This is a genomic window from Prochlorococcus marinus CUG1417 (assembly GCF_017695975.1).
GTDB classification, from domain to species: Bacteria; Cyanobacteriota; Cyanobacteriia; order PCC-6307; family Cyanobiaceae; genus Prochlorococcus_A; species Prochlorococcus_A marinus_AG.
The window spans coordinates 1-21,533 of the sequence record NZ_JAAORN010000001.1 but is presented as its reverse complement, the minus strand read 5'-3'; the positions used below and the strand labels follow the sequence as shown (position 1 = coordinate 21,533).

Sequence of the window (21,533 nt, the reverse complement as noted above, 5' to 3'; positions counted from 1 at the left end):
TTTAAAATGGCGGGTTTTGGACTTCCTAATTTTGGACAACTTACAGAAGCTTTTAAAAAAGCTAAACAAATTCAACAAGATGCACAAAAATTACAAGATGAACTTGAAAATATGGAAATTGAAGGGAAAAGTGATGATGAAATGGTAAAAGTATGGATAAGCGGGAACCAAGTTCCTTTAAAGGTAGAAGTGCAAGATAATATTTTAAATTCAGATAAAGAAAAAATTGAGCAAAACATATTACAAGCCATTCAAAAAGCTCATGAATTATCTACTACCACTATGAAAGAAAGAATGAATGATTTAACTGGTGGATTAAATCTTAATCTTCCAGGTTTTGATAATAGTGACTCTTAGAAGACTCGATTATTTCTTTATAAAAAGAATATCTTTCAAAAGATTTATTTAAATTACAGCCATCATCATTCAAATGTAAGCAGTCCCGAAATTTACACCTAATTCCCTCATCGATTACTTGTTTATATATTTCCGAAAAAAGATTTGGCAACAGTCTTATATCAACCTCTAGAGGTTGCATATTAAAACCTGGCGTATCAACAACATAACTTTGATTAGATATGGAAAATAACTCAACATTTCGAGTAGTGTTTTTACCTCTCTTAATTTTATTAGAAACTGGAGCAGTATTATTTTGAAGACCTGGAATTATCTTGTTAAGCAAAGTAGTTTTACCAACACCCGATGGGCCCATAAAAATCGAACACTTTTTTTTCTTTAAATCAGCTAATAAATCTTCAAAGTGATTAGATTGATGTAAATTTAAAGTAATTGCTTGATAACCCCATTTCTTAAATTTATCAAGTAAAAAAATCTGTTTTTTGTCTGATATTAAATCACACTTTGTCAAAACTAATGACACTTCTACCCCCATAGATTCTGCTGATATCAAAAACCTATTAACTTGAGATAAATTTAACTTTGGCTCTTCAACTGAAAAAGTAATATAAATGTTAGAAAGATTTGCAACTGATGGTCTATTTAATAAATTTTGTCTCTTTTTTAGACTTGTTATTACTGCCCTTTTGCTTGTTAAATCAATATTATCAATTTCTACTTCATCTCCAACATAAATAAATTGATCTTTGAAATTAATAGACTTTTTTACCTTACATAAAAATCTTTGACTAGTTCCAAAGTGTTCTTTATTTTTTAGGTCAACAAAGAAAAATTCATTAAATTTTTTCGTAACTAAACCTAAATGTTTACTATTAGTTTTCATTCAGAATTTTTATTTTTAAAAATTTTTCATGTTCTTTGATTTGTTCATACAAACATCCCATCTCTTTTAAGTTTTTTAATACCATTTCTTCTGGTTCTCCTTTATCTAGTTCAACAATAAGTTGTTCATTTTTGGATAACTTCTCTAAAGCCAATTTAATTTTTACGACATTTAAAGGACATGGAACAGATTTCAGATCCAAATACTTTAAAGAAGTCATTAAGATTCTTTACCAAATAATTTACTAAATAGTCCACTACTGGAATTAATATTTTTATCTGAATACTGAGAAGCTAAACCCTCTAAAAGATTTCGCTCTTCATCAGTTATACGAGTTGGCAATTTTACTTTTACAAGAACTTCATGATTTCCTCTAGCAACTGGATTACCAAGTCTAGGTACTCCTTTATTTTCAAGTGAAAGGGTAGTATTTGGTTGCGTACCACTAGGGATTTTTAAATTAACTTTGCCATCAACTGTAATAATTTCGACAGTATCTCCTAAAATTGCCTGTAAATAACTCACAACTATTTCTGAATAAATAGTCACACCATCTCTTTTTAATTTCGAATCATTCTTAACCTTAATAAAAACATAAAGATCTCCAGGCGGGCCCCCTTTCAAACCAACATTTCCCTCTCCGGAAACTCTTAATTTAGTACCAGTATCAACTCCTGCAGGAATATTAATTCTTAATTTTTTTCTAACTTGCTTTACTCCATTACCGCCACAACTTACACATGGATCAGCAATAATCTGACCAGCTCCATTACATGAAGGACATTCAGCTACTTGTGTGAAATTACCAAAAGGTGTTCTTGTAGCTCTTCTAACTTGTCCGCTTCCACCACATGTAGAACAAGTTTTTGGTCCAGTTCCTGGTTTGGCACCTGTTCCCCTACAGACTTCACATGTCTCAAGATGAGGAATTTTAATTTCTCTTTGTTGGCCAAATATTGCATCTTTAAAGTCAACATTAAGGTCATACCTTAAATCATCTCCTTGTTGAGGGCCTCTTCTTTGAGTTCTTCCACCCTGGGGATTTTGTCCGCCAAAGCCATTAAAAAAAGTTTCAAATAAATCTGCAAAGCCACCCATATCTCCCATATCAGGCATTCCAGCCGCACCTCCAAGGCCGGCCTCTCCAAACTGATCATATCTAGCTCTTGTTTCAGGATCAGCTAATGCTTCATAAGCCTTGCCAATTTCTTTAAATTTGTCTTCAGCACCAGGTTCTTTGTTAACATCAGGATGATATTGTCTAGCTAATTTTCTATAAGCCCTTTTTAAGGTATCAGCATCTGCATCTCTTGAAACTCCAAGTATTTGGTAAAAATCAGCCATTGGATAATGCTCAAATAAAAATTTGGAATTTATACATCTTCAGAAGTATTTTCCTCTGAATCTACATCCTCTTCAACTGTATCCGTTTCTACTTCCTGTTGTGAATTTTGTTTACCGGGTCCCATAGAAACCTTAACCAATGCATGTCTCAAAACCTTACCTTCTAGATGATATCCACGCTGTAATTCCTCAATAATACAATCTTCATCAAACTCGTCACTTGGCTCTCTTAATACAGCTTCATGCAAGCTTGGATCAAATTGCTGACCAACAACCCTCATTGGAGAGACTCCCTGTTGTTTTAAAACTTCTACCAATTGTTTATACAATCCTTGATAACTTCTATGAAGAGCTTGAGCTTCTTCACTTTCTGGTTTCAGTTGTTGTCTTGCTCTCTCAAAATTATCAACGATAGGAAGTATTGCCGTTAAAGTCTTTGAAACAAGTTGGATTTTTAAATCCCCCTGATCCCTAGACTGCCTTTTTCTAAAATTATCAAAATCTGCTGAAATTCTTACATACTGATTTTTTAATGTCTCATGCTCTTTTTCTAATTGTTCTAATCTCGCATCATTATTAGAAATAGTATTTTTTAATTCTTCGGTATTTATTTCTTCTGTTTTTTGAGAAGATAATTCATCATTATCGATTATTTTTTCTTCGGCAGATGAAGTATCTTCAGAAGCATTATCCTGATTAGAAACATCATTTTCTTTAATATCAATATTATCTGATTGATTTTCAATCATTTTTCTAAAAATTTAATAAGACTATTTTCTAATAAAGTGATGCACAAAACAAGTTACGGAAGGCCGCACAAATTTTTACTCAGGAACAAACCTTAATGCTAATCCATTATTACAGTATCTTTTCCCTGTAGGAAGAGGGCCATCATTAAAAACATGTCCTTGATGACCTCCGCATCTAGAGCAATGATATTCAGTTCTGGGAACAATTAACTTAAAATCAACCTTTGTTGCAACTGATCCTTGAATTGAATCCCAAAAACTTGGCCAACCAGTGCCACTATCAAACTTTTTATCTGAGAGAAAAAGTGGTAAATCACATCCTGCACAGTGAAAAACCCCTTTTCTTTTCTCATTATTTAATTCGCTACTGAAAGCTCTTTCAGTGCCTTCCTCCCTCAAAATATAGTAGGATTCTGGACTTAGCCTAGATTTCCATTCTTCTTTTGATAAATTCCACTCCTCTTTAGAAGCAAGCGAAGAAGCTAAAACTTGCATAGGCTTAAAAAATGTTTTTAGTATTGACATAGTAGGAATTAGAATAAAAGTTCTTCTTGATAAAAATTGATTCATATATTTACTCACATAAAAAGTAATGAGTTCCATACATTCCGATTCTATTAAAAATATTCATAAATTAAGTATTGCTCCAATGATGGATTGTACTGATAAACATTTCAGAATGATAATGAGAAAAATAAGCTCTAAAGCTCTGCTATATACGGAAATGATTGTGGCCAAAAGTTTATTTCATACGGATAAAAAGGAAAAATTTTTAGATTTTAATAATGAAGAACACCCGATATCGATTCAGTTTGGAGGGGACAATCCAAAAATCCTTAAAGAGGCAGCCCGAATAGCACAGGATTGGGGTTATGACGAAATAAACTTTAATGTTGGTTGTCCGAGTCCAAGGGTCTGTTCTGGAAATTTTGGAGCTTCACTTATGAAAGACCCTCTAACAGTAGCAAAATGTATAGAATCCTTAAAAAATAATTGCAACTTACCGGTGACAATCAAACACAGAATCGGTGTAGACAATGATGATAGTTTCGTTAACTTGAATAAATTCGTAAGAATTATCGCAAATGCTGGTGCAGACAGATTTACAGTCCATGCAAGGAAAGCGATATTAAAAGGTCTTAATCCAAAACAAAACAGAACTATACCCCCACTAAATTATGATTTAGTAAAAAAATTGAAAAAATCAAATCCAGAATTATTAATAGAAATCAATGGAGGTTTCACAAATATCGATGAATCATTAAAAGCTCTAAATGATTTTGATGGTGTCATGATTGGACGTTCTGTGTATAAACATCCCTTAAGATGGTCTGAAATTGATCAAAAAGTTTATGGAATCAATACCGAACCTAAATCAGCTTCAAATATTATATTCTCCTTAATCCCATACATAGATGAACATTTAACTAATGGAGGAAAATCTTGGGATATTTGCAAACATCTAATAAATTTGGTCGAAGGTATTCCAAAAGCAAAAATTTGGAGAAATCAAATTTCTAATAAATCTATAGATAAAAAATTAGATATTGAATATCTACTTAAAGAAACTAAAAAGCTCGAAGAAATGGGGTACTAGTTATCCTCGATTGCAGCATTGCTGTCATTAGAAACTCCCCTTTTTCTTCTACTCCTACCGCTTTCATATTCAGCATTTTCAGAGGTGTTTCCATAACTTCTGTCCTCCCACCCTTCTGCTCCAGAAGGTTTATTAGTGTAATTGGCATTAGATTCAGACCCACCGCCATAGCTGCCACCATTATTTCCACCGCCGTAACCGCCACCGCCGTAACCGCCACCATTATTTCCACCGCCGTAACCGCCAGCGCCGTAACCGCCACCGCCATAGCTGCCACCATTATTTCCAGCGCCGTAACCGCCACCGCCATAGCTGCCACCATTATTTCCACCGCCGTAACCGCCACTTCTTCCTCCTCTTCGAGATCCGCCAGAACCTCTTGGCTCGGCCTTATTAATTCTTAATGGTCTACCCATGAGCTCCGTACCTTGCAAACCATCAATAGCTGCTGACTCAATTGCTTCATCTGACATTTCAACGAATGCGAATCCTCTTTTTCTTCCAGTATCTCTTTCAAGGGGAAGAGAACAATTTAAAACTTCACCAAAAGGGGCAAACAACTGTAAAACGTCTTCACGCTCCGCGCGGAATGGCAGATTGCCAACAAAAATACTCACTTTAAACTCAACAAAGAAAATTTACCTTATTAAAAAACTACAATAAGTAGTCTCATAACTTTACATCATTATTCTACTTCAAAGAATACCCCAGTTGTAGAAAAAAAATTTAGATTCAAAGTAACAATTTTTTCTGCCAATTATTTACCTCTTTTTCTACTTGTTCAAAACCAGTTCCACCTTCACTAGTTCTTGACTTAACAACATTAAAAGGTTCAAGGTCCACAAAAACATCCTCATCAAATTCGGGATGAAATTTTTTAAATTCATCAATTTTGAGATTTTTAAACAACATTTTCCTCTCCAAACAATATTTAACGATTTCACCAACAACTTGATACGCAGTTCGAAAAGGAACATTTTTACCAACTAAGTAATCTGCTAAATCAGTGGCGTTAGAAAAATCATTTGCTACCGAATTAGATAAATCTTTGATATTAAATTTTATGCCTTCATCAATTAAGATTGTCATTGCTTTAAGGCAAGAAGAGATTGTCTCTGCAGTATCAAATATTGGCTCTTTATCTTCTTGAAAATCCTTATTGTATGCAAGTGGTACACCTTTGACCATTGTTAACAATGCTTGAAGATGTCCATAAACTCTTCCGGTTTTACCTCTTATCAATTCTGGAACATCAGGGTTTTTTTTCTGCGGCATCAAGCTACTTCCAGTAGCACATTTGTCCGTTAACTTTGCAAAAGAAAATTCATCAGTTACCCACAAAATTATTTCCTCTGATATTTTACTCAAATGAGACATTAATAAAGCAGATGCAGAAACAAACTCAATACAAAAATCCCTATCGCTTACAGCATCAATACTATTTTTATAAATGTTTTCAAAACCTAATTCTGCAGCTGTAAAATTCCTATCTATTTTTATTTTTGTGCCAGCTAATGCTGCAGCTCCTAATGGGGAAATATTGACTCTTGATCTTACTTCCTTCAACCTTTCGCGATCCCTTTGAAGCATTTCTAAATAAGCCAATAAATGATGAGCCAAAGATAAAGGTTGCGCTCTTTGCATATGTGTATAACCAGGAATTAAAGTATAAATATTAGATTTGGCATGATTTAAGAAAGCTTTTTGCAAATCAGTTATTAAGATGTCAAGGTTATCAATCTCTTTTCTTAGCCACAACCTTATATCTGTGCCAACTTGATCATTTCTACTTCTACCTGTGTGTAGCTTTTTCCCCGTTTCACCAATTAGACTTATTAGTTTTTCTTCAATACAATAGTGAATATCTTCAGAAGGAAAACTTGGAAAAAATTTACCCTGCAAATACTCAACCTTAATTTTCTCTAGACCATTAATAATTATCGACGTTTCAGATGAGGATAACACTTTAGTTTTGCCAAGCATTTTTGCATGAGCTATCGAACAATCCAAATCTTCTAAAATAAGCTTTCTATCAAAACCAATTGAAGCGTTAAACTTTTCAATAAAAGGGTTAAGTGAATTATCAAACCTTTTACTCCAAACTTTTGCCATATCAATTAGTAACTTTAGATATCTCTAATAAAGCATTTTTTCATATAGGTGACAAAAAATATCTACCTTAATTGAAAAATAACAATAGATGCATCATCTTCCAAATGTCTATTTTGGCCAGTAAAATCATCTAATTTTTTGAAGATTTTATTTAAAATTTCTTGAGATGTATAAGATTGCTTGCATAATTTTGTAAGGGTTTTAATTAACCTTTCCTCATCAAACCTTTCACCCAAAGAATTAGAAGTATCGATTACTCCATCTGTGTAATAAAGAACTAAATCATTTTCATTAAGTTTGATTTCACCACAATCATATTCAGCGTCTTTTTGTAATCCAAGTACAAATCCCTCTGCATCTAATTTTATAATTTTCTGATCTGAACTTTTCCAAAGCAAAGGAGGATTATGTGCAGCATTAGCAAATCTCAATTTTCTAGTTCTGGGGTCATAATCTGAATAGAACAATGTTACAAATCTATGAGATTGATCTAAATCATCTATCGCTAGTTGATTCAAATCATGCAAAATTCTATCTGGAGGCAGCCCCGTAAGAACTTCTGCACGTAGCATTCCTCTCAGCATAGTCATTAAAAGGCCAGCTGGAATTCCTTTACCCATAACGTCACCAATTACAAATGCCCATCTAGCTTTTTCTTTTCTTTTTTCTGAGATATTCGTCTTTACGCACATAAAATCATAGTAATCCCCTCCTAACTGGAGAGCTGGTCTGCAATGTGCGGCTAGGTCAACTCCATAAATAATGGGACAATAATCTGGAAGCAATTGAGATTGTATTTCAGCCCCAGTTGAAATTTCTCTATCTACGTTCTCATGCTTTTTCTTTGCTTTTATTAAGCAGTAATTTTCTAATCCAACAGCCAAACAATTTTGAATAAAATTAAAATTATTATCTTCAGTAATCGATATGCTAGTCATATCATTGCTAAAAATATATATAAATCCTCTACATTTCCCTCTTGATAATATCTTTTTTGTTTCAATTTTATATTCTTTAAAATTATCTTTTAGAGCATTTTCAAAAGTTAAAATTTCTTTTATTTTAAAATTTCTAGAAAAATAAAATTGCTTAAAAAAACTAGCAATTTCTTCTTGAATTATTGAACATTCATTATTAGCTGAAATTTTTATATTTTCATTCCATATCTCTCCCTCATAATTTAAAGGGATAATTAATATTATTTTTTCATTAAAAATATGTTTAAAAATTAAGCATATGTAATCCAATAATTTATCTACGTTTGAAAAAGATTTTAAGTAATATGATAATGAAGACGCGATTTCAGCAAATTTATATTTATTTTTTAAAAATAGTGCAGGTTCATTTTCTAAAAATTTTTTAATAAATTTGTTTGAAAATAATTTCTCATTTTGATTATTTGTCACAACAAATCTAATAGATAAATATGTTTTAACATTAAATTTTAATTTTTAAAAAAAATTAATTAAATATTTATTTATCTGCAAGCATAGCTTCGACAAATTCATAACTATTAAAAGGTCTCAAATCTTTTATACCCTCTCCAGCCCCAATAAATCTTATAGGCAAATTTACCTCTTCAGATACAGCTAATGAAACTCCTCCTCTAGAGGTCCCATCTAATTTAGTAATAATTGCTCCAGTTAAATTTGCTGATTTAGCAAAACTTTTTGCTTGCTTTAAGCCATTTTGACCTTGACTTGCATCTAAAACCAATAATGATTCAATAATTGCATCTGGAACCTTTTTATCAATAATTTTTTTTATTTTTGCTAATTCATCCATCAAATTATTTTTTGTCTGCAATCTACCTGCTGTATCAACAAGTAATAAGTCAACGTTTCTTTTTTGTGCAGAATTAATTGCATCAAAAACTACAGCAGCTGGATCAGCATTTTTTGATTGATTAGATATAACATCAACATTACTTCTTTCACCCCAAACTTTAAGTTGTTCTACCGCCGCAGCTCTAAAAGTATCAGCAGCAGCTATTAAAGTTTTATAATTACTCTTTGATGACAAATATGCTAATTTTCCTAAAGTAGTAGTTTTTCCAACGCCATTAACTCCTACAAGTAACCAAACATTTAACTTACCCTTTTGAGGCACTAAAATATCAACACCTGAATTTACTATTGGTTTATCGATAATTATTTTTAATTCCTTCTTTAAAAATTTTATTCCTGCTTCCCCACCTAAGACTTCTTCGTTTAATTTTGTTCTAAGAGCACTTATTACTCTATCAGTTGAATCAATACCAACATCTGCTCTAATTAATAAAGTCTCTAAATCATCAAGAGATTCAGGAGTAAGAGGATCATCTCCTAATTTATCCAATAATTCAGTAACAAATCCTTTTCGAGTTTCTTCTAATCCTCTTCTTAATTTAGTTAACCAATCAATTTCATCTATCGATATTTGATTTATTTTTTTTCCTTGAGCAGCTAATACCATTGCAGACCAAGTAAAATTATCGTCAAATTCTCCTAATTTAGTTTCAGCAATAGTTTTAGAAGGTACAGAAATATTTTCTTTACTAGAGTTATCAATTAATTCTTGCTTTTGATCCTCCTGTTTTTTTAATTCTTGCTTTTGATCCTCCTGTTTTTTTAATTCTTGCTTTTGATCCTCCTGTTTTTTTAATTCTTGCTTTTGATCCTCCTGTCGTTTTTTTAAAAGTGCATAAGCCTGTGCAGCCCACTCACGAGAATTATCAGAATCAGTATTTGTCATTGATATATTTAGTCCGTATTTATTAAATTTGTAAATATTACTTATTTATATCAAATAATCATTGTAATTTTACTGTTTGTAATCTCCTTAAAACTCCATTAATAAATTTTCTTCCCTGCATATCACTATATTTATTGGCTAGATTAACTGCCTCATCACAAGCAACAGCAACTGGTGTACTCAAATAATTAATATCAACATAAGCTAAACGCAAAATATCACGATCAATTCTTGGTAATCTTTTTAGTCTCCAACCTTCCATTGCTTGATCAATTTCAGCATCAATAATTGTAAGATTATCGATAATATTAGTAACCCTCTCATTCACATCCTCTCTAATATCAATTTGACCACTAGAAACTATTAATTTTGGAAAGTCTAAAGTTACTGAGAGTGTATTCATTACAGCTTCAATTTTTGTTAAAGATTTTTTTAAGTCGTTTCTAACATTTACAAAAGGAGAATCAAGTCCTTCTCGCAATTCACTATCTAATATTTTTTGTGATGCGTTTTCTAAATCTGATTCGCAATTATCTAATTCATCTCTGCAATGGTTAATTAGTGAATCAAGAGCAGATTCAAAAATATCTTCTATTTGAGATTTATTTAATTGAAAATCACCTTTATCCTTTATCAGACTTAGAGAAATTAAAGATAACTCTCTAGAAAGAGATTTATTATTATGCATCACTTAAGAAGAGGTATTAGTGGAAGCACGTAATTGAGAAAATAATTTTGAAAATGTTGGATTTGTAGTATTATTTTTCTCATCTGGATTAACTATTCCAGCAGAAATTATTGTTCGAAAAGCATCTTCAACAGAAATATCCAAATCTTTAACTGAAGACTCAGGGACCAAGGTATACCATCCAGTGGTTGGGTTTGGTGCTGTAGGTATAAAAACACTTAGCAACTTTTCGTCCAATTCTGGTTGAAGAGAGGGGCCAACATCACCCGTCACAAAGCCCACACTATAAAGCCCTTTACGTGGGTATTCAACCAATATAACTCTTCTAAATCGATTAGATTTATTACTTAAGAAAGTTTCAAGTAATTGTTTAAGAGTTTTATAAACCGCTCCTGCGACTGGAATTTTTGATAAAGTACCTTCCCCGAATTCTAATAACCATCTACCTACAAAATTTCTTGCCATCAAGCCAATGAGCAAAATAGCTAATAACGGCACAGTTAAACCCAAAGTGAGATTAATTAAATCTTGCAACAATGGATTTAAAGTTATAAAAGGATTTAGTTGCTTAGGAACAGAGGTAACTAGCGTTAAAACAAATTTACTAACTAATGAAGAAAGCCAAATAGTTGTTGCTAAAGGTATTACGACCAGCAAGCCAGCAATAAGATCATTTTTGAGATCTTGTTGAAGCCTAGACCCTAAATTCGAATCTTGATTTTGATTAGATTCAACCAAAATAACGTTTATAATTAAACCAATTTTACTAATAATTTAACTCTTTTAAACTTAGTTAAGATATATTTTCTTAATTAATTAAAATTTTCATCATTTTCTAAGTCAAAAAATAACTTTTCAACAAAATGCTATTCATAATAAAGAAATGATAAATACAACTCAGGACAAAAAAGAAATAAGTAAAAAATTAAAAGAAAAAGCAATCAATGAAGGTTTTACAATATCTGGAATTGCATCAATACCAGGGAGTTCGCGCTTAAAGTTAAGAACTAATGCATTAAACAGATGGTTATCTAATAACCACCATAGTGAAATGAAATGGATGGAAGCAGAAAGAAGGAAAAATATAAGCTCACTGCTTGAAGGAGCAAAAAGTGTTCTAAGCGTTGGATTTACTTATATTAATTCAGAAGACAATAACAAAGACAAAATCTTCAAAGTAGGTAAATTTAGTCAAGGAGAAGATTACCATAAAGTAATTTATAAGAAATTAAAAAATATTGGTAGATGGATTAATCTAGAAATTCCAGATTGCAAATGGAAAATATGTGTTGACACATCGCCACTTCTAGAAAAAGCATGGGCTGAAGAGTCAGGTCTTGGTTGGATAGGTAAAAACAGTAACTTAATTAGCAATAAATATGGTTCTTGGTTTACTTTGGGTTTTATGATCCTTACAACAGATTTAGTACCAGATAAACCTCATCAATCACTTTGCGGAAAATGTGATAGATGTATTGACCTTTGTCCAACAAATGCAATAGTAGAGCCCTTTGTGATTCAATCAGATCTATGTATTGCCTATCATACAATTGAAAGTAGATCAAAAACTATTCCAAAAAATATTGAGAAAAATTTAAATGGATGGGTTGCAGGATGTGATATTTGTCAAGATGTATGCCCTTGGAACAAAGGAGTGCCACACAACAATACTTTTGAAACAACTCCAAAAGAATGGATTAAAAATCTTAATATTGAGTCATTAAATTGGGATGATAAAACTTGGGAAGAAAATCTTAAAGGAACTACGCTAAAAAGAATAAAACCTTGGATGTGGAGAAGAAACATGAAAGCAAATCTAAGTAAAAAATAAGTATATGAAAAAGTTTTTAAAAGAAATAATATGCGTCTCATTAATCAGTTTCAGCTTATTTAAGGCAGAACAAGTTCAATCGCTTGTCCCCTATTATTATTTTCCTTCAATAAAAAATTTACAAAAGGAAAGCTTATCTATTGGAAAAAATGCATATCAACTTTTATATTTTGGACAATATAAGCAGAGCCTTAACTTGGCTAAATTAGCAGTACGAATAAGTAGAAAGGATGAAAAGCTATGGTTAATTTTATCTGAAGCACAGATAGCTAATAAACAATATAAAAACGCATTAATTTCTTTAAATAAAGCACAAAAAATTAATTCAAAAAATAGCGAAATATACTTTGCTAAAAGTAATATTTATCTTAAAATTTCACAATTAGAAAAGGCAAAGGCCGCTTTAGAAACAGGATTAAAAATAAAACCAAATAACCATACTGCTATTTTTCAACTGGGAAATATTTCATTAATGGAAAAAAATTACTCTGAAGCTATAAGATTATTTGATAAGTCAATAAATATAAAACCTGATTTTTGGCAAGCAATAAATAATAAAGCTTTAGCTTATTTCGAAAAAAACAATCTTAATAAATCTATAAAACTTTTTAAAAAAGCAATCTCAATTCAGGAAAATGCAGAACCATTATTAGGGCTTGCTTCGAGTTTAAGGGTGAAAGATATTGAATTAGCGCTTCAACTAGCAAAAAAAGCTTTAGCTCAAGATCCTAACTACGTTAGCTATGATTATAGAAAAGATCAGTTATGGGGAGAAAATTTACAATCTTCTACTGAAATCCTTTTAAAAAATAATCAGCTTCAAACAGATGTAATATTGGCAAAATCAAAAATAAATACATCTTCTTAATTTTCAAGACTGGTAAATATTTGTTTACCTATTAGTCTTAATTTAGATAATCAATACATATTTAGTTTTGCAAACTGATGGATAAGAAAAAATTCACTTCTATCTCTCTCCAAGAAGAAATGGAACGTTCTTATCTGGAGTATGCGATGAGTGTAATAGTTGGTCGTGCTCTTCCAGATGCGAGAGACGGTCTTAAGCCCGTCCAGAGAAGAATACTGTTTGCAATGTACGAATTAGGTTTAACGCCTGATAAACCATTTAGAAAATGTGCGAGAGTTGTTGGAGATGTTCTTGGAAAATACCATCCTCATGGAGATCAAGCAGTATATGATGCATTAGTAAAACTAGTGCAAAATTTTTCAACTAAATATCCTACTCTAGACGGGCATGGAAATTTTGGATCTGTGGATAATGATCCTCCTGCAGCAATGAGATACACTGAGACTAGGCTATCTCCAATAGCTCATAAAGGATTTCTTGAAGAGATTGGGTCAGAAACAGTAAATTTCTCAAATAACTTTGACGGTTCGCAAAAAGAACCTGCTGTTCTTCCAGCCCAACTTCCATTTTTATTGTTAAATGGATCATCGGGAATTGCTGTGGGAATGGCAACAAATATCCCGCCTCATAACTTAGGAGAAGTAGTAGATGGTTTAATTGCTTTAATCAAAAATAAAGATGTAAGTAGTAGAAAGCTTTCTAAAATAATAAGAGGACCTGACTTTCCTACTGGCGGAGAATTAATACATACTGAAGCAATAGAGGAGCTTTACGAAACTGGTAGAGGATCAATAACAATTAGAGGAGTAATAAATACAGAAGAAATAAATTTAGGCAAAGGTAAACATAAAAAAATTGCACTAATTATTACTGAACTTCCTTATCAAATTAGTAAAGCAGGTTGGATTGAAAAATTAGCAGAACTTGTTAATACAAGCAAAATCAATGGGATCTCAGACATTCGGGACGAAAGCGACAGAGATGGAATGAGAATTGTAATAGAGTTAAAAAAAGACTCTAATGCTGAACTCATAATTTCTAATTTATATAAAAAAACTACTCTCCAAACCAACTTTGGCGCAATATTTTTAGCTTTAATTAAAGGCAAGCCTATCCAACTCAACTTAAAACAATATCTCAACTTTTTTCTTGAATTTCGAGAAGAAACAATTAGAAAAAGAACTAATTATTTTCTAAAAAATACTCTTGAAAAACTTGAAATATTAGAGGGTTTATCTAAGGCAACAAAAGATATAAAAGCAGTTATCGCGATAATTGAAGACTCAGAAAATTCTGCAGAAGCAAAATCAAAATTGATTGGTAATTTTTTCTTAAGTGAAAAACAAGCAAATTCAGTTTTAGATATGCCTCTAAAAAAATTAACAAATCTTGAAAAAAATCAAATAGATGATGATATAAAAATTCTCCAAGAAAAAAAGAATTATCTGCAAAAAATATTGATTAATAGAAGTTTATTACTTGAATTACTAATGGATGAATTATTATTTTTAAAACAGAAATATAATGTCAAAAGAAAAACAAAAATCCTTAAAAATATTAATCAAAATGAAGAATTAGAAACAATAAATAATCAGATATTAGAAGATTTTATTAATAAAAAAACTAAATTAAACATAGACAATAGACTATATTTAAGAAAAATGATTTTAAATAATTATAAGAAATCTTTTGAGGATATAAATAAAATTATAGATAATAGAAATATTCAAAAATTTATTTGTAATATTGATAAAAATTTAAAATTAATTGGAATTACATATTCAGGAAAAGTTTTTCACATAGATTGGGAGTCAAATATTAATAATGACTATAAATTAGATCAAAAAAGCCTTGGAAATATTGAACCAAATGAAATAATAAATTTCCATTCAATTACAAAAGGAATTAAAAACTATTTGTGTATCTTGAATTCTGATGGACGATTTAAAAAAGTTTTTTTTGATAAAGATATGATTAATACTAATAGATCTTTCGCAATAACAAAATTAAAAAAAAATATTAAAATAATTGATTCATTTATATCTAACGAAGAAAAAATTTTAATAATATTAACCTCAATAGGAAGAATTTTAAAATTTAATTTATCTGATAAATTTTTAGCTCCAACTAGTAAACAATCTCAGGGATTAATACTTGTAAATCTTTTACCGAACGAAATGATTGTTTCTTGTTGCCCGTGTCAAAATGGAGAAGATATTTATTTAGTTTCTAAAAAAGGGAAAATCTTTTGCATAAATAATAATGAAATTTATTACGCGAATGAATACAGTCTAGGCTATTTAAATGAAAGAACTCAGCTAAAAAACGATTACTTCCTTAAAATCTTACCTAGTAATCATTACCTTGATATTGAAACTAATAAAAATAAATCTGCTAGATTAAATTTTAATAACTTAAATTTCAAATCTATTAAAACAAATTTCTTAATTGACTTTTTAAAATTAGAGGAAGGGGAACATCTTGAAAATTGTTTTCGACTTAAAAACCTTGTCAATTAAGAGTTATATTCATTTTCAACCCAATTTAAGTATTCTTGATTTACTGTTCCTGTTACATAAGAACCAGTAAAACAACTCATCTCCAAATCTTTTATTGGCGAATCACTTATTATAGATTTGCGTAAATTTTCAACACTTTGATAAACAAGATTATCAATTGCGAGTTGATCAGCGATTTCACTAATTGTTCTATCGTGAGCAATCAATTCATCTTTATTAGGCATATTAATTCCATAAACATGAGGAAATCGAACAGGTGGCGCCGCAGATGTGAAAAAAACTTTATTTGCACCTGCATCTTTAGCCATCTGAACAATTTCTTTAGAAGTAGTACCTCTTACTATTGAGTCATCAACAATTAATACATTTTTGTTTTTAAACTCTGCACTCATAGCATTTAATTTTTGTCTAACCGATTTCTTACGTTTCTGCTGACCAGGCATTATGAATGTTCTACCAACATATCTATTTTTAAAAAAACCTTCTCTATATTCTATACCTAACTGTCTTGCAACTTGCATAGCCGCAGGTCGAGAAGAATCAGGAATAGGCATTACAACATCAACATCTCCAGGCTTAATTGTCTGTTTTATTGTTTCAGACAAATAATCTCCCATTTTCAGACGAGCTTTATATACTGAAATTCCATTCATAATTGAATCTGGCCTAGCTAAATAAACATATTCAAAAGCACAAGGACATAAAACTGGATTTTCAGAACATTGCTTAGAAAAAAACTCACCATTAAGATTTATAAAAATAGCTTCTCCAGGATCTACATCTCTAACTACTTGATAATCGTTATTCTCAAGTACCAAAGATTCGCTAGCAACCATCCATTCTTCCTTATTTGTTGTTAATGAAAGTCTTTTTCCTATAACTAAAGGTCTTATTCCAAAAGGATCTCTGAATGCTAATAAACCGTGGCCAGAAATTAATGCGATTGAAGCATATGATCCCTGAATTCTTTTGTGTAAAGATTTGACAGCATCAAAAATAATATCAGGTTGTAATTCTTGATTATGAATCTGATCTTGCAATTCTGTAGCAAATACATTCAATAACATTTCAGTATCACTTGAGGAATTTGTATGCCGCTTATCAATATTAAATAATTGTTTTTCTAAATCTCTGGTATTCGTTAAATTACCATTATGTACTAACACAATTCCATATGGTGCATTGACATAAAAAGGTTGAGCTTCCTCTACACTTTCTGCTGATCCCTTTGTAGCATACCTAACATGACCCAATCCAATTTTGCCTATTAAATTCCTCATATCTCTTGTTCTATATGCTGTGCTTACCTGACCTTTAACCTTGTGTATGTGGAAAATAGTATTTTCCATTGTAGCTATACCTGTTGAGTCTTGACCTCTATGCTGGAGAAGTAAAAGACTATCGTAAATTTGTTGATTTACATCTTCTGAAGAAACGATTCCAACTATTCCACACATAACTTAATTTCTTAAAAAGTTTGATAGTTGAAAAATCTTATTCATATTTAAAAGTAACTTGAAATACTATTATTAAATTTTTCGGTTAATTCCTCAACCCCAATATTGCAAATAATATTTTCTTGAATTTTTATATCAAGAGTTTCATTAGAAACAAATCCTATTTTTTTTATATAAACACTTGAATGGGTGATTATTTGATTTGATTTTAAATAATCAAGCCATTTTTTTTCTTTTATTCTATCTACTGAAAAAATAATTCTAGAGCCTCCTTCTGCAAACAATAAATTATCATCTCTTTTAAGGTCTTTATCTATCTCTATCGATGCACCTTTTGAAGACAAAATACAACACTCTGCTAAAGCTACAGCTAAACCTCCATCGCTAATATCGTGAGCGGAAACTACAAAATTGTTTAAGATAGCATTTCTTATAAAACTCTGGCAAAACTTTTCATCCAACAAATCTATTTTTGGAGGCCGACCTGTAATTTCACCATGAAAATATTCCAAATAAGAGCTGGCTGCAATTGTTGTTTCTGAGTTATAAGAACCAATTACCCAAATTTGATCATTTAAATTTTTCCATCCACTACTTATAGCTTTATCAACATTATCAATCTTCCCAACCATTCCAATTACTGGTGTAGGGTTAATAGGAGTAATTTCATTATCTTTATTTTTTGACTCATTGTATAAGGAAACATTTCCTCCTGTAACAGGTGTTTCAAGAGCTTTACATGCTTCAGAAATGCCTTTACATGAAGATGCAAGTTGCCAATATCCTGTTTGAGTCTCAGGAGAAGAAAAATTTAAATTATTTGTAATTGCTAATGGTTCAGCCCCAACACAGCTAACGTTTCTGGAAGATTCTGCAACTGCAGCGATAGTTCCTCTAAATGGATCAAGAGAAACCCATCTACTGTTACAGTCGACTGAAGCAGCAACACCAGAAAATACTTTATTTTTGTTTTTTTCAGTTTGTTCTCTTAATCTTATTAAAGCTGCATCTGATTCTCCAGGTTTAAAAACAGTATTTGCCTGTACTTGAGAGTCATATTGTTTATAAACCCATCTTTTAGATGCAATTGAGGGATTGGATAGAAGTTTTAAAAGAATTTGTGAATAAGAAAAACTCTTTTTTTCCTTTAAGGAAAGTATTTTTTGCTCATTAATTTCTGGTAATTTATTTTCTTTCCATTTCCATTTATTTAAAAGATATTCAGGGGGCTTATTAATAGAATTATGAAAATTAACAGGAGTATCATCGGATAAAGCAGAGGTGGGTATTTGAGCAACAATTTTATTTTTATGAGAAATAATTACTTCTTTAGCCTTTATTACTTCACCAATTACATTGGCATTTAATCCCCATTTATTAAATTTTTCAATAAGAGAATTAATTTTTTCTTCCTTTACGACAAACAACATCCTTTCTTGGGATTCAGATAATAAATATTGGTATGAAGTCATATTTTCTTCTCTAGAAGGAACCAAATCTAAATCAATGGATATGCCTAAATTTCCATTAGCAGCCATTTCTGCACTGCTGCAAGTTAAACCTGCTGCACCCATATCTTGAGCTGCGATTACATCTCCAGTCTTAAAAGCATCCAAACAGGCTTCTATGAGACTTTTCTCAATAAATGGATCACCTACTTGCACTGCAGGCCTGTCATCTAATGAAGAAGTAGTTAACTCTGAACTTGCGAAACTAGCACCACCAACACCATCTCTTCCAGTAGTGTTTCCAACATATAGTACTGGTGATCCTACATGTTTTGCTCCAGAACAAACGATTTGATTAGTCTCCAAAAGCCCTAGAGCCATTACATTGACAAGAGGATTTCCAGAATAACTATCATCGAAATCAATTTCGCCACCAACAGTTGGAACACCTACACAATTTCCATAATGTGCAATACCAGAGACTACTCCTCGAAGTAAATCAACATTAGATGATTTATCAAGATTTCCAAATCTTAATGAATTCAATACTGCGATTGGTCTTGCTCCCATTGTAAATATATCTCTTAATATTCCTCCAACACCTGTTGCAGCTCCTTGAAAAGGTTCAATTGCAGAAGGATGATTATGACTTTCTATTTTAAAAACAAGTTTTTGATTATTTCCAACATCAATCACACCAGCATTTTCTCCGGGACCAACCAAAACATTTTTTCCTTTAGTGGGAAACTGAGATAATAAAGGTTTTGAATTTCTGTAACAACAATGTTCAGACCACATCACACCAAACATTCCTAGTTCAGTTCTATTTGGTTTTCTCTTTAATCTTTTACAAATTTCTTCGTAATCATCATTTGTTAAATTTTCAACTTTTAATGCCTCATTAAGATCATATAGATCATTACTGTTTAAATTTAACATTCTTCAGATCCAAGGGTCATCTTCTTTTTTATTACTAAAAGATCTTGATTTTCTATTGTTATTATAAAAACTATTTTCTTTAAAATCTAAGTTTTGGGTTATATCTTCATCTTCTTCAAGCCAATCCTCTAATCTATTAGAGGCTATATTTTTCATTTCATCAAATCTATCAAAAATTTTTTTCCCTTTTTGCAAAAATTCATTTTTAATACTTGATCTTATTAAAGATAAATCATCTAAAGAATTACTTTTACAAAATACTAAACCTGGTTGTTGATCATTAATATTTTCAATATTTAATTTCCATCTACTTGAACCTGGAATCTTAGGATTAGATCGAGAAATTAAATAGTATTTAATTTTTCCCGTTTTAATTTCGAATAAAAAATCTGCAATAACTCCTATTTTTGAACCATTTATATTTATCAGATTAGCTTCTATTAAAGTTGGAAACCTATTTAAAGTTGATAAATCAGATATTGCAGGATCACCTTTAACATAAATTTCATTATCTATTATTTGACTTATTTGGTTTAATCTCCAAACATTTCGTTTTAAATCAAAATTTGAAGGACGAGAGTACCATCCTAAAATTCTATGAACTGGAGGATGCATCCAAACGTTTTCACCGTTTCCATAATTTAGGGTCATATTACCCTTAACACTGTAATTTAGTAGTTCACTTAATAAAATTTCTTTAGGTAATTTCAATTTAAGAACGAACCTGCACAGGCATCACTAAATAAGTAAAAGAGTTTAGATTATCTTCAGGAACAAAAACAGCTGGAGTAGTTGCAAGATTACACTTTAAAAGTACATTTTCAGAGGAAATAACTTTTAAACCTTCTAATAGATATCTAACGTTAAATGCGATATCAAAATTTTCATCAGAATTAGAAACAGGGATTGATTCATTTGCGTTTCCTATCTCTTGTGCATCAGCACTGATTGAAGCTAAATCTGTATTATCCAATTTAATCTTAACAACGCTACTCTGCTGATCGGCTAAAACAGCAATTCTTTCTAATGCTTCAATTAATTTTTTAGTATTAAAATTAAAAATCTTAGAAAAATTATCGGGAATTAATTGTGAATAATTAGGGTAACTACCTTCAAGAGTTCTTGTTGTGATTATCTGATTTGATGAAATAAAAACTACTTGACCTTTATCATAGAAGAGCTTTATTGGATTTTCTGAGCTTCTTAAAGATACCAGTTTTTCAATTTCTCTTAATGATCTTGTTGGAATAGTTACTGATAAATCATCTATATTGGAAGATGATTTATCTTTATTATCTAGGTAATCTTCATTGCCAATTAAAGCAACTGCCAGTCTATGGCCATCTGTGGATGCTGACTCCAAGTAATTTTGTTTAAAAGTAAAATTAACCCCTGTAAGTAATTGCTTTGAATCATCATTACTACTAGCAAAAACTGTATGTTTTAAAGCTTTTAGAAAAGAACTAGGGTCAATATTTAAAGAAGTACCACTTTCAACAAATGGCAAATTAGGATAATCATCAGAGGGGATCCCTTTAAGATTAAAAGAACCTCTATCACTTTTTATTAAAATATTGTCTGAACTCTCATCTACTTCCAAAGATACAGGAGTTTCATTAGGTAATTTGTTAACTATTTCAGATAAAAGTTTTGAAGGGATCGTAATAGCACCACTATTTTTAACAGTTCCATCAAAAGAAGTTTGAATTCCGAGGTTAAGGTCAAATCCAGTTAAACTAATTTTATTCGTTCCTTCATCAGCTGTTAAAAGGATATTTGCAAGAATTGGATGAGTTGGACGCGAAGCAACTGCTTTACTTACTAGTTGTATAGCATTATTTAACTCATTTTGATTACAAATAATCTCCATTGGATTTTGGGACTTTTTACACACAATATACTTTTTTCGTAAATTAAATTCAATAAATTATTTTTTTTCTTTTTCTAATATAAAAATAAATAAATAAAATAATTTTAGTAGTAGTAGTTTTTGTGGAAATTGTGGAAT

20 protein-coding genes are annotated in these 21,533 nt (G+C 30.9%); 5 read left to right on the top strand and 15 right to left on the bottom strand.

Going from position 1 to position 21,533, the window contains the following annotated elements; all coding sequences use genetic code 11:
• Positions 1 to 6 precede the first annotated feature (6 nt).
• Complete coding sequence (locus HA140_RS00100; RefSeq protein WP_209039190.1) at positions 7 to 357, top strand: YbaB/EbfC family nucleoid-associated protein; 351 nt, start codon at positions 7 to 9, stop codon at positions 355 to 357.
• On the opposite strand, the gene rsgA is transcribed toward HA140_RS00100, so the two are convergent.
• The 5 genes from rsgA to msrB form a co-directional block, all read right to left on the bottom strand.
• Positions 323 to 1,240: a ribosome small subunit-dependent GTPase A gene (rsgA, locus tag HA140_RS00095; protein ID WP_209039189.1), complete on the bottom strand. Its 918-nt coding sequence runs from the start codon at positions 1,238 to 1,240 to the stop codon at positions 323 to 325. The two genes, HA140_RS00100 and rsgA, sit on opposite strands and share 35 nt — an antisense overlap.
• A complete protein-coding gene (locus HA140_RS00090) occupies positions 1,230 to 1,460 on the bottom strand; it encodes a sulfurtransferase TusA family protein (RefSeq protein WP_209039188.1) in 231 nt (76 codons plus the stop codon). Before HA140_RS00090 ends, rsgA begins: the two co-directional genes overlap by 11 nt.
• Positions 1,460 to 2,584, bottom strand: a complete 1,125-nt coding sequence (gene dnaJ / locus HA140_RS00085) for a molecular chaperone DnaJ (RefSeq protein WP_209039187.1) — start codon at positions 2,582 to 2,584, stop codon at positions 1,460 to 1,462. The genes HA140_RS00090 and dnaJ overlap by 1 nt, the downstream gene beginning before the upstream one ends.
• A gap of 29 nt (positions 2,585 to 2,613) precedes the next feature.
• On the bottom strand, positions 2,614 to 3,333 hold the full coding sequence (gene grpE / locus HA140_RS00080) for a nucleotide exchange factor GrpE (RefSeq protein WP_209039186.1): 720 nt from the start codon (positions 3,331 to 3,333) through the stop codon (positions 2,614 to 2,616).
• A gap of 75 nt (positions 3,334 to 3,408) precedes the next feature.
• Entirely contained in the window at positions 3,409 to 3,903 is a 495-nt protein-coding gene (msrB, locus tag HA140_RS00075) for a peptide-methionine (R)-S-oxide reductase MsrB (RefSeq protein ID WP_209039185.1), read from the bottom strand.
• Between the two features lie 22 nt (positions 3,904 to 3,925).
• Between msrB and dusA the strand changes: the two genes are divergently transcribed.
• Positions 3,926 to 4,930: a tRNA dihydrouridine(20/20a) synthase DusA gene (gene dusA, locus HA140_RS00070; RefSeq protein WP_209039184.1), complete on the top strand. Its 1,005-nt coding sequence runs from the start codon at positions 3,926 to 3,928 to the stop codon at positions 4,928 to 4,930.
• On the opposite strand, the gene HA140_RS00065 is transcribed toward dusA, so the two are convergent.
• From HA140_RS00065 to HA140_RS00040, 6 genes are all read right to left on the bottom strand, one after another.
• Positions 4,927 to 5,547, bottom strand: coding sequence for an RNA recognition motif domain-containing protein (locus tag HA140_RS00065; protein ID WP_209039183.1), 621 nt, complete (start codon positions 5,545 to 5,547; stop codon positions 4,927 to 4,929). The genes dusA and HA140_RS00065 overlap by 4 nt on opposite strands.
• A gap of 115 nt (positions 5,548 to 5,662) precedes the next feature.
• Positions 5,663 to 7,042, bottom strand: coding sequence for an argininosuccinate lyase (argH, locus tag HA140_RS00060; RefSeq protein WP_209039182.1), 1,380 nt, complete (start codon positions 7,040 to 7,042; stop codon positions 5,663 to 5,665).
• A 62-nt stretch (positions 7,043 to 7,104) separates the two neighbouring features.
• Entirely contained in the window at positions 7,105 to 8,448 is a 1,344-nt protein-coding gene (locus HA140_RS00055) for a PP2C family protein-serine/threonine phosphatase (RefSeq protein WP_209039181.1), read from the bottom strand.
• A 67-nt stretch (positions 8,449 to 8,515) separates the two neighbouring features.
• The gene (gene ftsY, locus HA140_RS00050; RefSeq protein ID WP_209039180.1) at positions 8,516 to 9,775 is read right to left on the bottom strand and encodes a signal recognition particle-docking protein FtsY; all 1,260 of its coding nucleotides are present in this window, start codon (positions 9,773 to 9,775) and stop codon (positions 8,516 to 8,518) included.
• Between the two features lie 58 nt (positions 9,776 to 9,833).
• The gene (gene nusB, locus HA140_RS00045) at positions 9,834 to 10,463 is read right to left on the bottom strand and encodes a transcription antitermination factor NusB (protein WP_209039179.1); all 630 of its coding nucleotides are present in this window, start codon (positions 10,461 to 10,463) and stop codon (positions 9,834 to 9,836) included.
• Positions 10,464 to 10,466: 3 nt separating this feature from the next.
• Positions 10,467 to 11,201, bottom strand: coding sequence for a DUF502 domain-containing protein (locus HA140_RS00040; protein ID WP_209039178.1), 735 nt, complete (start codon positions 11,199 to 11,201; stop codon positions 10,467 to 10,469).
• 145 nt (positions 11,202 to 11,346) lie between these two features.
• Between HA140_RS00040 and queG the strand changes: the two genes are divergently transcribed.
• From queG to HA140_RS00025, 3 genes are all read left to right on the top strand, one after another.
• Positions 11,347 to 12,294: a tRNA epoxyqueuosine(34) reductase QueG gene (gene queG, locus HA140_RS00035; RefSeq protein WP_209039177.1), complete on the top strand. Its 948-nt coding sequence runs from the start codon at positions 11,347 to 11,349 to the stop codon at positions 12,292 to 12,294.
• A gap of 4 nt (positions 12,295 to 12,298) precedes the next feature.
• Positions 12,299 to 13,162: a tetratricopeptide repeat protein gene (locus tag HA140_RS00030; protein ID WP_209039176.1), complete on the top strand. Its 864-nt coding sequence runs from the start codon at positions 12,299 to 12,301 to the stop codon at positions 13,160 to 13,162.
• 77 nt (positions 13,163 to 13,239) lie between these two features.
• Entirely contained in the window at positions 13,240 to 15,681 is a 2,442-nt protein-coding gene (locus HA140_RS00025; RefSeq protein ID WP_209039175.1) for a DNA gyrase/topoisomerase IV subunit A, read from the top strand.
• On the opposite strand, the gene purF is transcribed toward HA140_RS00025, so the two are convergent.
• From purF to dnaN, 4 genes are read right to left on the bottom strand one after another with little or no spacing between them, the layout of a single operon-like run.
• Positions 15,678 to 17,138: an amidophosphoribosyltransferase gene (gene purF, locus HA140_RS00020; protein ID WP_209039174.1), complete on the bottom strand. Its 1,461-nt coding sequence runs from the start codon at positions 17,136 to 17,138 to the stop codon at positions 15,678 to 15,680. The two genes, HA140_RS00025 and purF, sit on opposite strands and share 4 nt — an antisense overlap.
• Positions 17,139 to 17,185: 47 nt before the next feature.
• Positions 17,186 to 19,525 (bottom strand): phosphoribosylformylglycinamidine synthase subunit PurL, encoded by a 2,340-nt coding sequence (gene purL / locus HA140_RS00015; protein ID WP_209039173.1) that lies wholly within the window; start codon positions 19,523 to 19,525, stop codon positions 17,186 to 17,188.
• 3 nt (positions 19,526 to 19,528) lie between these two features.
• Positions 19,529 to 20,236, bottom strand: coding sequence for a PRC-barrel domain-containing protein (locus HA140_RS00010; protein ID WP_209039172.1), 708 nt, complete (start codon positions 20,234 to 20,236; stop codon positions 19,529 to 19,531).
• 1 nt (position 20,237) lies between these two features.
• A complete protein-coding gene (gene dnaN, locus HA140_RS00005) occupies positions 20,238 to 21,395 on the bottom strand; it encodes a DNA polymerase III subunit beta (RefSeq protein ID WP_209039171.1) in 1,158 nt (385 codons plus the stop codon).
• Between the last annotated feature and the right edge of the window lie 138 nt (positions 21,396 to 21,533).

Bases quoted from the DNA above. Each gene is read 5' to 3' on its own strand.
- HA140_RS00100 (WP_209039190.1), top strand. From the start codon at position 7: ATGGCGGGTTTTGGACTTCCTAATTTTGGACAACTTACAGAAGCTTTT.
- rsgA (WP_209039189.1), bottom strand. From the start codon at position 1,240: ATGAAAACTAATAGTAAACATTTAGGTTTAGTTACGAAAAAATTTAAT.
- HA140_RS00090 (WP_209039188.1), bottom strand. From the start codon at position 1,460: ATGACTTCTTTAAAGTATTTGGATCTGAAATCTGTTCCATGTCCTTTA.
- dnaJ (WP_209039187.1), bottom strand. From the start codon at position 2,584: ATGGCTGATTTTTACCAAATACTTGGAGTTTCAAGAGATGCAGATGCT.
- grpE (WP_209039186.1), bottom strand. From the start codon at position 3,333: ATGATTGAAAATCAATCAGATAATATTGATATTAAAGAAAATGATGTT.
- msrB (WP_209039185.1), bottom strand. From the start codon at position 3,903: ATGAATCAATTTTTATCAAGAAGAACTTTTATTCTAATTCCTACTATG.
- dusA (WP_209039184.1), top strand. From the start codon at position 3,926: ATGAGTTCCATACATTCCGATTCTATTAAAAATATTCATAAATTAAGT.
- argH (WP_209039182.1), bottom strand. From the start codon at position 7,042: ATGGCAAAAGTTTGGAGTAAAAGGTTTGATAATTCACTTAACCCTTTT.
- ftsY (WP_209039180.1), bottom strand. From the start codon at position 9,775: ATGACAAATACTGATTCTGATAATTCTCGTGAGTGGGCTGCACAGGCT.
- nusB (WP_209039179.1), bottom strand. From the start codon at position 10,463: ATGCATAATAATAAATCTCTTTCTAGAGAGTTATCTTTAATTTCTCTA.
- queG (WP_209039177.1), top strand. From the start codon at position 11,347: ATGATAAATACAACTCAGGACAAAAAAGAAATAAGTAAAAAATTAAAA.
- HA140_RS00030 (WP_209039176.1), top strand. From the start codon at position 12,299: ATGAAAAAGTTTTTAAAAGAAATAATATGCGTCTCATTAATCAGTTTC.
- HA140_RS00025 (WP_209039175.1), top strand. From the start codon at position 13,240: ATGGATAAGAAAAAATTCACTTCTATCTCTCTCCAAGAAGAAATGGAA.
- purF (WP_209039174.1), bottom strand. From the start codon at position 17,138: ATGTGTGGAATAGTTGGAATCGTTTCTTCAGAAGATGTAAATCAACAA.
- purL (WP_209039173.1), bottom strand. From the start codon at position 19,525: ATGTTAAATTTAAACAGTAATGATCTATATGATCTTAATGAGGCATTA.
- dnaN (WP_209039171.1), bottom strand. From the start codon at position 21,395: ATGGAGATTATTTGTAATCAAAATGAGTTAAATAATGCTATACAACTA.